The organism is Micromonospora sp. NPDC000207, from assembly GCF_040300925.1.
GTDB lineage: Bacteria > Actinomycetota > Actinomycetes > Mycobacteriales > Micromonosporaceae > Micromonospora.
This window is the reverse complement of the sequence record NZ_JBEPEQ010000140.1, coordinates 1-12,137: the sequence shown is the minus strand read 5'-3', so window position 1 is coordinate 12,137 and position 12,137 is coordinate 1. Positions and strand designations below refer to the sequence as shown.

General features: G+C 73.1%; 11 protein-coding genes. 7 read left to right on the top strand and 4 right to left on the bottom strand.

The features are described 5' to 3' along the window. Positions 1-119: 119 nt before the first annotated feature. On the bottom strand, positions 120-1,373 hold the full coding sequence (locus ABT336_RS24540; protein WP_350899490.1) for an ABC transporter substrate-binding protein: 1,254 nt from the start codon (positions 1,371-1,373) through the stop codon (positions 120-122). A gap of 194 nt (positions 1,374-1,567) precedes the next feature. On the opposite strand from ABT336_RS24540, the gene ABT336_RS24535 reads away from it, so the two are divergent. Next, positions 1,568-2,314, top strand: coding sequence for a FadR/GntR family transcriptional regulator (locus tag ABT336_RS24535; protein ID WP_350899488.1), 747 nt, complete (start codon positions 1,568-1,570; stop codon positions 2,312-2,314). Between the two features lie 96 nt (positions 2,315-2,410). Here ABT336_RS24535 and ABT336_RS24530 read toward each other — a convergent pair whose 3' ends face one another. Beyond that, positions 2,411-3,037, bottom strand: a complete 627-nt coding sequence (locus ABT336_RS24530; RefSeq protein WP_350899486.1) for an SCO2207 family protein — start codon at positions 3,035-3,037, stop codon at positions 2,411-2,413. Positions 3,038-3,265: 228 nt separating this feature from the next. On the opposite strand from ABT336_RS24530, the gene ABT336_RS24525 reads away from it, so the two are divergent. Further along, positions 3,266-3,568: a GNAT family N-acetyltransferase gene (locus tag ABT336_RS24525; RefSeq protein ID WP_350899484.1), complete on the top strand. Its 303-nt coding sequence runs from the start codon at positions 3,266-3,268 to the stop codon at positions 3,566-3,568. A gap of 130 nt (positions 3,569-3,698) precedes the next feature. Here the strand turns inward: ABT336_RS24525 and ABT336_RS24520 are convergent, their stop codons facing one another. Then, entirely contained in the window at positions 3,699-4,085 is a 387-nt protein-coding gene (locus tag ABT336_RS24520; RefSeq protein WP_350899482.1) for a hypothetical protein, read from the bottom strand. Between the two features lie 297 nt (positions 4,086-4,382). On the opposite strand from ABT336_RS24520, the gene ABT336_RS24515 reads away from it, so the two are divergent. Further along, a complete protein-coding gene (locus ABT336_RS24515; protein ID WP_350899480.1) occupies positions 4,383-5,180 on the top strand; it encodes a S1 family peptidase in 798 nt (265 codons plus the stop codon). A gap of 74 nt (positions 5,181-5,254) precedes the next feature. Here ABT336_RS24515 and ABT336_RS24510 read toward each other — a convergent pair whose 3' ends face one another. After that, entirely contained in the window at positions 5,255-6,487 is a 1,233-nt protein-coding gene (locus ABT336_RS24510; RefSeq protein WP_350899478.1) for a S8 family peptidase, read from the bottom strand. A 308-nt stretch (positions 6,488-6,795) separates the two neighbouring features. Here ABT336_RS24510 and ABT336_RS24505 point away from each other — a divergent pair, with 308 nt between their 5' ends. From ABT336_RS24505 to ABT336_RS24490, 4 genes are all read left to right on the top strand, one after another. Then, entirely contained in the window at positions 6,796-8,112 is a 1,317-nt protein-coding gene (locus tag ABT336_RS24505; protein WP_350899476.1) for a GlnX family signal transduction membrane protein, read from the top strand. Further along, positions 8,109-9,161: a transporter substrate-binding domain-containing protein gene (locus ABT336_RS24500; protein WP_350899475.1), complete on the top strand. Its 1,053-nt coding sequence runs from the start codon at positions 8,109-8,111 to the stop codon at positions 9,159-9,161. The genes ABT336_RS24505 and ABT336_RS24500 overlap by 4 nt, the downstream gene beginning before the upstream one ends. 11 nt (positions 9,162-9,172) lie before the next feature. Further along, a complete protein-coding gene (locus ABT336_RS24495) occupies positions 9,173-10,216 on the top strand; it encodes a hypothetical protein (protein WP_350899473.1) in 1,044 nt (347 codons plus the stop codon). Next, a partial coding sequence (locus ABT336_RS24490; protein WP_350899471.1) for a tetratricopeptide repeat protein occupies positions 10,213-12,137 on the top strand: 1,925 nt, incomplete at its 3' end. The genes ABT336_RS24495 and ABT336_RS24490, both read left to right, overlap by 4 nt.

The window sequence follows — 12,137 nt, the reverse complement described above, 5'->3', positions numbered from 1 at the left end:
GCCCTACCCGCCGCTCTTCCTATCTGCGTTGGGGGGGTTGGCGGCTCTCTGGGGTTCCGGGTGTGGGGGCGGCCGGCGGGGGGGGGGGGGGCCAACGCCCCCCCACCCCCGCTGACGGACTAGCGAGCCTCGTCGTCCAGGAACTTCTGGAACGCCTCGTGCGCGGTGTCGGCCGAGGCACCGGCGTCCCGGCCGGTGATCGCGTCGACGATCGGCTGACCGACGATCTCCCGGGCCTGGGCGACCCGCTCGACCAGCGGCCGGTCGTGGCCGACGCCGTTGGCCAGGCTGACGGTGATCGCGTCGGCCATGTCCTCCGGGTAGGTGGAGGTGCCCTCCGGGTTCTCCCAGACCGAGGTCCGGGCACCGGGGACGCCGGACTTCTGCTGCTCCAGGGCCTGGGTCTTACCGGCGGCCCACTCGATGAACTTCCAGGCGTTGTCCTTGTTCGGGGAGGACTCGTTCACTGCCAGGCCCCAGGAGGGGATGTTGTACGGCTTGGAACCGGCCGGACCGGCAGGGAACGGCGCGAACCCGACGTTCTCGGCGACCCGCGACTTGCTCGGGTCGGTGGCGTTCTTGTAGAGCGAGTTGGCCTCCGGGTAGAAGGCGGCCTGGCCCTGGGTGAAGATCGCCATCGCCTCGGACCAGCTCATGTCGGTGCTGACGTTGTTCGGGCCGTGGTCACGCAGCAGCCCGCCGTAGTAGGCGTACGCCTCCTTGGCGGCGGCGCTGTTGACAGCGGAGTTGCCCGAGGCGTCGACGAAGTCGCCACCGAAGCTGTAGAGGAAGCTGGAGAACTGGGTGACGGCGGCGGCCTTGCCGGTCCGGGCGACGAAGCCGGCGACACCGGAGTTGTCCGCCTCGATCTTCGCGGCCTGGGTCTTGAGCTCGTCGAGCGTGGCCGGCGGGGCGCTGAAGCCCGACTTCTCCAGCAGGTCCTTGCGGTAGTAGAGGACCTGCTGCTCGGTGATGATCGGGATGCCGACCACCTTGTCCTCGTAGGTGGTGGCCCCGACCGGAGCCTCCTGGAAGTCGGCGAAGTCGAACTCGCTGCTGCCGTTGGCCTTGTCGGTCAGGTCGGCCAGGTACCGGTTCTTGGCGAACAGCTGCCCCTCCTGGAGGGGGCGGTACATCATCACGTCGAGGTCGTCCGAGCCCGCGTTGAGCTTGACGTTGTACTGGTCCGACAGCTGGTCCTCGCCGAGCTGGGTGACCTCGACCTTGAGGCCGGTCTGCTGCTCGAACTCCGGCAGGGCGGCCCGGACGTTCTCCGTCCAGACGTGGTTGACCAGCGTGACCCGAACGGTGTTCGAGTCGCCGCTGCCGCTACCACCGCCACCACAGGCCGACAGTGCCAAGGCGGTGGTCACCGCCAGGGAGGTACCGATTATCGATCGACGTCCCACGTCCGTCTCCTTCTGTCCTCGTCGCCACCCCGGGGGATCGGCGCGACTTCGGCTTTTTACATCCGCTTAACGTCCGGATGCTAGGCCGATAAAGCAGATTTATTCAAGGGGTAGACCCAACTGATATGATCCGAGCCGTGAAGCTCTCCTCACCAGGGGTGACAACCACCCAAACCGCCGCCGCCGAGGCTGGGCTGCACGGTCGGGTCCTCGACCATCTGGGCACCGCCATCTGTGGGGGCGGGCTGGCACCGGGCGCCGTCCTCAACATCGACGACCTGGTCGATCGCTACGGTGTCTCCCGGTCCGTGGTCCGCGAGGTGCTACGCGTCCTCGCGTCGATGGGTTTCATCGAGACCCGCCGTCGGGTCGGGGTCATGATCCGCGCCGCCGAACACTGGAACGTCTTCGATCCCCAGGTGATCCGCTGGCGGCTGGCCTCGGTCGGTCGCATCGCCCAGATCCGATCCATCACCGAGCTGCGGACGGCGGTGGAGCCGCACGCCGCCCTGCTCGCCGCGCAGCGGGTCGACCACGACCAGGCCGGCGACCTGGTCGGGCTCGCCGGGAAGCTGTGGGCGGCCGGCAAGGCCGGCGACGAGGAGCGGTTCCTGCGCCTGGACATCGAGTTCCACCAGCGGGTGCTTGCCGCGTCGGGCAACGAGATGTTCGTCAAGCTGCAGAACCTGGTCGCCGAGGTCCTCATCGGCCGCCACCACTACCACCTCATGCCGCACTACCCCAGTGAGCAGGCGCTGCAACTGCACGCCGACGTGGCCCAGTCCATCCAGCGCGGCGACGGCGACAGCGCCCGACGGGCCATGGTGCTCATCATGGAGCACGCGTTCGACGAGATGTCGTCCATCTGGCAGCAGGAGCACCTCACCGAGGCGCATCCCGCCTGACCCCGCCGCTGGTCCGTCCGTACCCGGAACGGGCGAGGTGGTCGGCGCCGCTGACGCGGATCCGACCACCTCGGAGGTCGCTTCGGTCGAGGGGCCTCAGCCGAGACGCTCGACCACCGCCCGGCGGATCACGAATCGGCCCGCCTCCCGGACCTGCTCGAACGCCGCGTCGTTGAGCAGGACGCAGCTACCCGACGTGCTGGTCACGGTGACGGTGATGCTCTTGTCGTTGTCCAGGTTGGTGACCTTGAGGGTCGTTCCCACCGGAAAGGTGCCGCTGGAGGCGGCCGGTCCGGCGGCCTCGTTGAACACCGTGACAGTCGATCCCTTGCAGACCACCTCACCGGCCCCGGTCCCGTCCTGACCGGATCCGCCCGGGGCGGCCTGGGCGGGAGGCTGCTGGGCGGGGGCCGTCGCCGGTGGGGCCGCCGGGGCGTCGACCCGGACGTCGGCGGTGCACCCGGCCGTGGCCCGACGTTGCTGGATCAGGTCCACCACTGCCTGCCGGTTGGCGATCCGGTCGTTGGAGAGCGCGTCCGGGTTGGCGCGCTGGTCGGCGATGAAGGTCAGGTTGTTGCGCAGGGCGGTGTCCAGTCCGTCGCAGTTCTCACCGGCGTTGCCCAGCCCGGTGCCGACGGCCAGCCCGCCGCCGAGCAGGGCCGCTGCGGCCACACCCAGGATGACCTTGCGCCTGCGACCGGCCGTCGCGCCTCGCCTGTTCATACACCGCTCCCTTGGTCGTCGTTGCCGCGGATGAGTACGGCGTCCACGGTCGACCGGATCGGATCGGTTTCCTAATTTCTCCTTAAGTCCCGGGGTGCACCGTGGACGTCGTCGACCCCGGACACGGCGGGTGTCTCCACGGTGGCGGTCGGTCGCGCCGACGCTCGGACCGCCCGGGCCGGGTCGGACCAGGTCGGACCGGGCCGGGTTGCGTGGTTTGATGGGGGAATGAGTTTCGTGGTGACCGAGGTGCCCGAGCGGGAGCGGTTCGAGGCCCGGACCGAGGCGGGGGAGACGGCCGGCATCGTCACCTACCAGCTCACCGGCGCGATCATCGCCTACACCCACACCAAGGTCACCCCGGAGTTCGAGGGTCAGGGGGTGGGGTCGGCGCTGGCCCGCGCGGTGATGGACGACGCGAGGGCCAGGCGGCGGACGGTGGTGCCGATCTGCCCCTTCCTCAGCGGTTGGCTCGACCGGCACCCGGAGTACGACGACCTGGTCGTCCGCTCGACCCGCAAGGTCAAATAGCCGGCGGTCCGCCCACGCGGCCTGCCGGCGTCGAGTCCGGGTGGCCCGGACCGACCGCGGCGGGGTGGTCCGGACCGACCGCGTCGGCGTGGCCCGGACCGACCGCGTCGGCGTGGTCCGCGACGCGCCCCTAGAAGCCGCCGAAGGCGACGAGGAAGGCCAGGCCCAGGCCGCCGAGCACGATCAGGTAACCGGCACCGACGAGCAGGCCCCGCCACCGTCGCAGGAACGGCAGGAACCCGGCCAGGGCCACCACGGGGCCGAGCACCGCTCCGCCGAAGGGGGCCACGAGCAGCACCACCTGCCCCGCGACGTTGCAGGCCAGCAGGTGGTCGGTGTCGTTGATCCCGCAGTTGGCGATGGCCATCGGCAGGAACATCGCCACCCCCGCCACCGCCACGGCCAGCAGGATCAGCACCACGACAGCCACCACGGCCCCGATCGTGGCGGCCGTACCGGCTCGGCGGGTCGGTGTCGCCACTGTCGGCGCGCCCTGTGGGGCACCCGCAATCACCACGATCGTTCCTCCTGGTCGCCGTCGCGCCCCCGGTCACGTCCGGCCCGGCGGCCGGTGTCGACACCGGACGGGCCGCGCCACGGCGGGAGCGGTACGGGGATCGAGCCTAGTGGGCGCCGTCGGGCCCGGAGAGGGCCGAGCAGTTCGATCATGGCGACACTCGGCGGTGGATACCGGACGGTCGCCGGAGGCGTCGTATGACCAGACCAGGATGTTGATGGAGATCGGTCGATATTTCTAGGCTCCGGCCATCAACGGCGCTCTCGTGAGGTGCGCCGCCGAGGCTTGGGAGGCCCAGTGACCCGTTGGCGCAGACTCATCGGCCGGACGGCCGCCGCGTTGGTCGCGGTGACCGTAGGATCCTTCGTCGTCGCAGCTCCGGCCGCCGCCGGTCCCACCGACGACGTCACCCCCTTCGTCGTCGGCGGCACCCCGGCCGCTCAGGGCGAGTTCCCCTTCATGGTCCGGCTCTCGATGGGCTGCGGCGGATCGCTCTACAGTGCCCGACTGGTCCTCACCGCCGCCCACTGCGTCGGTGCCACCGGCGCCAACACCGGCATCACCGCGACCCTCGGCGTGGTCGACCTCCAGTCCGGCAGCCGGATCCAGGTCCGCTCCAACTACGTCTACCGGGCCCCCGGCTACAACGGCAGCGGCAAGGACTGGGCGCTGATCCGGCTCGCCACGCCGGTCACCTCCCTGGCCACCCTTCCCATCGCCACCACCACCGCCTACGACAGCGGAACGTTCACGGTGGCCGGTTGGGGTGCCACCCGGGAGCGGGGTGCCCAGCAGCGTTACCTGCTCAAGGCGACCGTCCCGTTCGTCACCGACGCCAGCTGTCGCACCTCGTACGGCAACGAGTTCATCCCGGCCGAGGAGATCTGCGCCGGTTACCCGGCCGGTGGGACCGACACCTGCCAGGGCGACTCCGGTGGCCCCATGTTCCGTCGGGACGCCGCGAACGGGTGGATCCAGGTCGGCATCGTCAGCTGGGGTCGGGGCTGCGCCCGGGCCAACTACCCGGGCGTCTACACGCAGGTGAGCGCCTTCGCCCCGGCGATCGCCTCGGCCGCCGCGAGCCTGGGCGGCTGACCCGGCCGACGGGCAGGGGCCGGAGGCCGGAAACCCGATCTCCGGTCCCTGTCGTGTCGGCGACCCCTGGTGCGTCAGGGGCCGCAGTAGAGCAGGCGGTTCGGGGTGCCGGAGACCACGCCGGTGACGATCCCGGTGGTCGACCGTCCGACCAGGTGGGCGGCGACCTGGGCCGGGGTCCAGAGCGGGTTGCCGGACAGGGCCAGTGCGGCACAACCGGTCACGTGCGCCGAGGCGGTCGACCCGCCGCTGAGGGCGGCGGTGGCGGTGTCCCCGGTGTGCCAGGTCGAGGTGATGTTCGCCCCCGGGGCGTACAGGTCGATGCAGCTGCCGTGGTTGCCGCTGGGCAGCCGGGCGTCGGTGGCCGAGGTGCCCACGACCGTCAACGCGGCCGGAACCCGCCCCGGTGACGAGTTGCACGCGTTGGTGTTGGAGCTGCCGCCGGTGGTGACGTACGTGATCCCCCGGTTGGTCGAGGCGGTCACCGCCGCGTCCAGCGCCGAGTTGGCCGGGCCGCCGATCGCCAACTGCACCACTGCGGGGCGGGCCGCGTTCGCGGTGATCCAGTCGATGCCGGCGATCACCGTCGCCACTGTCCCGGAGCCGGTGCAGTTGAGCACCCGTACCGGGTGGAGCTGCACCTGCTTGGCCACCCCGTGTCGGGTGCCGCCGACGGTGCCGGCCAGGTGGGTGCCGTGGCCGTTGCAGTCGTCGGCGGGCAGTGCGGAGTCGACCAGGTCGATCCCGCCGGTGACCCGCCCCGCGAGGTCGGTGTGGGTGGCCCGGATCCCGGTGTCGACGACGTACACGTGCACGTTGGGTGCGGTGTTCGGGTACGCGTACCGGCCGTCGAGCGGAAGGTTGCGCTGGTCGATGCGGTCCAGCCCCCACGACGGCGGGTTGAGCTGCACCCCTGCGGCGGCCAGCGACACCGTCCGGTTCTGCTCCACCGTCGACACCGCCGGGTCGGCGGCGAGGCGGCGGGCGGCCCGCTCCGGCAGGCGCACCTCGAATCCGGTGCCGACGGTGCCCCAGACCGGGCCGACGGTCGCGCCGAAGCGGTCCCGCACCCGATCGGCGAACCGGGTGACCTCGGCGGCGGCGGTGCGGCCGGGGTCGACGCCTGCCGGAGCCTCCCGCAGGGTCACCAGATAGCTGCCGGGTACGGCGTCCACGGCGTCGGCGTACCGGACGACCCCTTCGGCGGGCCGGGCGGCGCCGGCCGGGGCGCCGGCGGCGACGGCGACGCTCAACGCGCCGGCCAGAGCGGCCACGATCTGTCGACATCGGACACGGGGACTGGTCATCTCTGCTCCTCGCCGGGGCGGGCCGGGCGCAGGGCACCGGCAGCCCTCATGATTGGCCGGACGGTGGGACCGCCACCGAGTGTAGTGAAGTCTGTGAATGTGTGGTAGTTGTCGCCGTTCGGGGTCGCCGGAGCGAATCCGATGGCAGGCGTCGATGTCGGCTTCGGTCGGATACCGGACTTGACACGCCAAAACGGGTGGTCTCTGTGCGACCCTGATCTCGATCGCCGGCCAGAGCACGTCCGTCGACGGGTGGCTCGCCGCCGCCCCGGTGACGGCCTGCGGGGGCGAACGGGGGTGCAACGACTGTGCGGACACCGACCACTACCGACGGCGGCCGGTCCACGGCGGCCCTGACCGGCACCGGAGCCCGGTCCGACCACGCCGGAACCAGGGCCCGACACGGACCGGCACGGGGCGGCACGCCGGTGCGGATCGTCGTCAACGGTGCCGTCCTCGTCGTGCTGCTCGTCGCCACCGCGGTGGTCGCGTTGCGGGCCGACACCCCGGCGACCACGCTCGGGGAACGCTCCGCCTCGGCGGCGGCCCGCACCAGCACCAGCGCCCGACAGATCTACGTCGGGCTCGCCGACCCCGACGTCGCCGCCAGCGCCGTGTTCCTGCTACCCCCCGGCGACCAGCGGTCCGCCGCGTTGAAGGCCGGCTACCGGAGCCGGGTGCACGGGGTGGAACACGCGCTGAACGCCTCGATGGGGGCGGCGGTCGACGACCCGGACCGGCTGGCTCGACTGGCCACGATCGCGGCCCGGTTCCAGGTGTACCAACGGGTCGTCGCCGACGCCCTGGCCGTCGCCGAGGGGGGCGGCGACCCGGCCGTACGGGGGGTGCTCGCCGCCGCGTACGCCCGGGAGGCCTCCCACTACCTGGCCAGCCGGTTGCTCACCCAGGCGCAGGAGTTGTGGGACTACGACACCCGGCTGTTGCGGCAGGCCCGCGCCGACGCCGGATGGTGGGCGCTGGCGTCGATCGTGACGCCGCTGGCCGCGCTCGCGGTCGCGGTAGCGGTGCAGTGGTGGCTGTGGCGGCGTACCCGTCGCCGGTTCAACGCCGGTCTGCTGGTGGCCTCGGCGGGCATCGTGGCCGTGCTCGGCCTGGCCGTGGCCGCGTGGTGGCACTGGCCGAGCGCCACCGCCCGGTTCCCGGCGCTGGAGGAGGCGGTCGCTGCGCAGAGCGACACCCAGCAGCGACTCGGTCGGCTGCTCGCCGGACGCGCCGACGTCTACCTTGCGCTCGGGGCCAGCGTGGACCCGGCGGGACACCGGGCGGACTTCGCCGAACGAGGGCTCTGCGAGGGCGGCCCGGGGACCCGGTTCGACTGCGGCACCCTCGACGCGGTGTGGACGGCCCGGCAGAGCCAGGAGCGTGACGCCTTCGGACGGGCGGTGGACACCGTGTTGGACGAGGGACCGGCGGGCGCCTCCTTCACCGCGGCGGCCACCGCGCTCACCGGTGCCCTCGACGAGGGGGACCGGGCGGTGACGGCGGCGGTCGCCCGGTTGCCCGACGCCCCGCGACCACTGGGCGGGACCGCCGCGTGGCTGGTGCTGCTCGCCGGTGCCGGTGTCGTCGTCGGCCTGCGACAGCGACTGGTGGAGTACCGGTGAACCGCAGCGGGGCACGGCGCAGCAGGCGTCGGGTGTCCGGGGCGGGCCTGATCGCCGTCCTGCTCCTCGGGCTGCCGGCCTGCGCCGCCGAGGCCGTACCCACCGCCGCGCCGTCCGCCGCCCCCGACGGGGTCCGGGAGGTCGCCGCGACCGGGGCACCCGCCAACGACATCTGCACGGTCCGGCGCAGCTTCGCCCCGAGCGACCGGCGACCGGTGATCAGCCGGGGTCGGTTGGTCGTCGGTGTCGACCCCTCCGACGCCACGATGAGCCACTGGGACGCCCAGCGTCAGACCTTCCAGGGCTTCAACATCGACCTGGTACGGGCCGTGGCCGCCGCGTTGTGGCCGGGGGAGCGGGACCCCGCCGACCGGATCAGTTTCACGGTGGTGCCGCCGGGCCAGGGCGGGTTCGAGATGCTCACCTCCGGCCAGATCGACATGATCGCCACCTCGCTGACAGCGACCTGTGCCCGCGCCCGCCAGGTGGTCTTCTCCGCCGACTACCTCGACTCCGGGCAGACGGCCCTGGTACGCAGGGTCGACGGCCGACCGCAGTACCCGGGGATGGAGCACCTGGGAGGTCGTCGGGTCTGTGCGGCGGCCCGGACGACCTCGCTGGCCGCGGTGACCGGTTACCGGACCGCCCAGGGCCGAGCCCTGGTGCCGGTGCAGGCCGCCCACGCGATCGACTGTCTGGTCATGCTGCGGCAGGGGCAGGTCGACGCGGTCAGCACCGACGAGAACATCCTGCTCGGCTTCACCCGGATGGCCCCCGACACGGTGCTGGTGACCGAGCCGCCGCCGGACAACGCCCGGTTCTGCTCCTACCACCGCGAGGACCGTCCGTGCACGTGGTTCACCGACGAGCCGCACTCGTTCGCCTTCGCCCCCGGCAACGAGGACCTGGTCCGGTTCGTCAACCACGTCCTGTCCTCGCCCGCAGGGGCGACGGTGTGGCAGGAGGCGCACGACAGGTGGCTCGACGACCATCCGGACCGGGGCAAGCCCACTCCCGGTGAGCCGGTCTCGTCGTGGCCGCCCGACTGAGGGGGCCGGGCGTGGGCTCTGACGGCGTACGCCTCGACGCGGTCCGGGCGGCGTACGCGTGGGTCACCGAGTGGCTGCTCGACATGCAGGCGCTCGTCGGCCGGGAACTGCGGCACCCGCTGACCGGTGCCACCGCCGAGACCGCTCGGGAGGCCGAGGAGGAGCTGCACCGGCTGGGGTGCCTGTCGTTGGCCCTGGACCCGTTCGACGACGATCCCGGCCCGGACGACGCCCGACTGGCCGGGCTGCTCACCGACCCGATCGAGGTCACGTTCACCTCCGCCACCGGGGAACCGGTCCACGTGCAGCGGCTCGCCCTCGACGAGGCCGTCGAGGCCGCCCGACGACACCGGGCAGCGATCTGCCAGCTGGTGGACGCGTACCGGGCGGCGGTGCGGTTCGTCGAGGCGGACCTCGACCGGCTCCGCCGGGCCTCGGCCGATCCGGGGCGGCCGGGTGCCGTACCCGCCGATCGGTTGGCCGCCCTGACCCGGGAGGCGGCCACGGACCCGGTGGGGTGTGGCCGCCCGGGCCCGTGGCGGGAGGCCCTGGCGGCACTGGAACGTGACCTGACGCCGCGCTCCGGCCCGGATCCGGATCAGGCGGCGGCCACCGGAAGGCTGCGTTCGTCGGTGCAGCGACTCCGCGAACTGGCCGCCGAGGCGGTCGCCGAGGGGCTGGGCGGCCCCGACCCCCTGGGCGGGCCGGGCGGCACCGAGGCCGCGCCGAACGACGTCGACGACCTGCTCGCCCGCGCCGCCGTGGCCCCGGTCGGGGGCGGACCCGACACCGACCTGGTCGACGACCTGCACCGGGCCGCCGACGAGGTGGACGCCGTCCGCCGCCGGTTGCGGGGTCGGTGTCACCGGGAGCTGCGGGGGCGGTTGGAGGCGTACCGGCAGCGGGCCGCCGACGAGGGCTTGGCCGAGCACCCGGACCTGGAGAACAGCTACCGGCAGGCGCGTGCGGGCCTGCGCCCCGACGGTTTCACGGTGACCGCCGCGAGCCGGGCGGTCCGGGCCTACCAGCAGGCAGTGAACGAGGTGAACCGATGACGGCACAGCTACGCGCCTGCGCGGAACGCAACTGCCCCGGGGCGGTGGACCGGGACGGCGTCTGCCGTCTCTGGGGCGAACCCTGCACCGGGGAACCGGCCGCCTCCCCGTCGGTTCCCGCAGCGGCGGACCCGCCGCAGTGGGCCCGGCCGGAGCAGTCCGTCCGGGTCGGATCCGCGCCGACCGGCGGCCGGTCGCTCCCGGTGCCGCTGCGGGACCCGTTCCCCCGACACCGACCGTGGGAGGAGCCGGTGGTGGTTCCCCCCGCCCCGGCCCGCGACCCGCTGTCGGCGGTGCAGTCCCGGCCGGTGGTTCCCGAGCACGCCCGGTACTGCCCGCAGACCACCTGTCAGCGCAAGGTGTCCCGGGTCGAGGCGCACTGCCCGCACTGCGGCACCCGCTACTCCTTCACCCCACCGCTGCACAAGGGTGACGTGCGTGCCGGTCGGTACCGGATCGAGGGGTGCCTGGGCCACGGCGGGGTCGGGTGGGTCTTCCTCGCCCGCGACGAGGACATGGACGGCAGCTGGCGGGTCCTCAAGGGACAACGCAATCCCGCCGACCGGGAGGCCGCCGCCGCGTTCGCCGCGGAGCGGCAGGCGCTGATCGCGCTCAGCCACCCGCGCATCGTCACCATCACCCACGCCCTGCGTCCGGACGACACCGGCGTCGGCTACCTGGTGATGGAGTACGTCAACGGCGGCACCCTGGAGGACGCCCGACACGGACTCGGTCCCGACGGCGGGCCGGCCGCCGTCGACGTCGCGCAGGCCCTCGGGTACGGCGACCAGATCCTCGACGCCTTCGAGTACCTGCACGACCAGGGGTGGCTCTACTGCGACCTGAAGCCCGAGAACGTCATGCTGGTCGGCGGGTACGCCTCGGACAGCCCGGTGAAGCTCGTCGACTTCGGTGCGGCCCGGCGGATCGACAACACCGTCAGCCCGCCCTGGGGGACCGCCGGGTTCGAGGCCCCCGAGGTCCAGCGGCTCGGACCGGCCGGCCCGAGCGTCCGCTCGGACGTCTACACGGTGGGTCGGACCCTCGCGGCGTTGACCCTGGTGGTCCACTCCGCCGACGTCCGTCCCCTCCCCGAGGGGCAGGACCTGCTACGGCTGTCCCTGCCCGCCCGGCTGGACCCGTTCGCCCGGCTGCTGGCCCGGGCCACCGCCGCCGACCCGCAGGAACGGTTCGGGTCCGCCGCCGAGATGCGCGAACAGGCCCGGGGGGTACGCCGTCAGGTCCGCTCGGCCGCCGACGGTCTGTCCCGACCCGGCCGGTCCCGGCTGTTCAGCCCGGCGGCCTGCGCCTTCGCCCTGCACACCGAGGCCACAAGCGACCCCGTCGAGGTGGCCCTCGGTCTGCCCACGCCGCTGGTCGACGGCGACGACCCGGCGGCCGGTTTCCTCGCCTCACTGGGCCCCGCCGAACCGGCCGAACTGATCAGGCTGCTGGAGGCCGCCCCGGAGCACACCGCCCAGGTCACCTACCGGACGGTTCGGGCGTACCTGGCCGCCGGTCGGGACACCGAGGCCGGTGCCCTGCTCGCCGGGATCCCGGACGGGCTGCGGGACTGGTCCCTGTGGTGGCACCGGGGCCTGGTCGCGTTGGTGCAGGGCGACACCGCCGCCGCCCGGGAGTGGTTCGGGCGGGTCTACGGATGGCTGCCCGGTGAGGTCTCCGCCCGGGTGGGATACGCGGTCGCGGTGGAGGCCGACGGTGACCACGCCGGTGCCGCCCACCACTACCGGGGGGTGTGGCAGACCGACCAGGGGGTCGTCGCGGCGGCCTTCGGGCTGGCCCGGTGCCTGCGGGTGGCCGAGGATCCGCGCAGCGCCGCCGCCGCCCTGCTGACCATGCCGGAGTCGGCCCGCGCCTCGGCGGCGGCGGTGACCTGCGCGGCCCGGATGCTGCTGGAGGC

What these genes read in the sequence shown, in the direction of transcription:
- ABT336_RS24510 (WP_350899478.1), bottom strand. Translation starts at nt 6,487, where the DNA reads ATGACCAGTCCCCGTGTCCGATGTCGACAGATCGTGGCCGCTCTGGCC.
- ABT336_RS24525 (WP_350899484.1), top strand. Translation starts at nt 3,266, where the DNA reads ATGAGTTTCGTGGTGACCGAGGTGCCCGAGCGGGAGCGGTTCGAGGCC.
- ABT336_RS24530 (WP_350899486.1), bottom strand. Translation starts at nt 3,037, where the DNA reads ATGAACAGGCGAGGCGCGACGGCCGGTCGCAGGCGCAAGGTCATCCTG.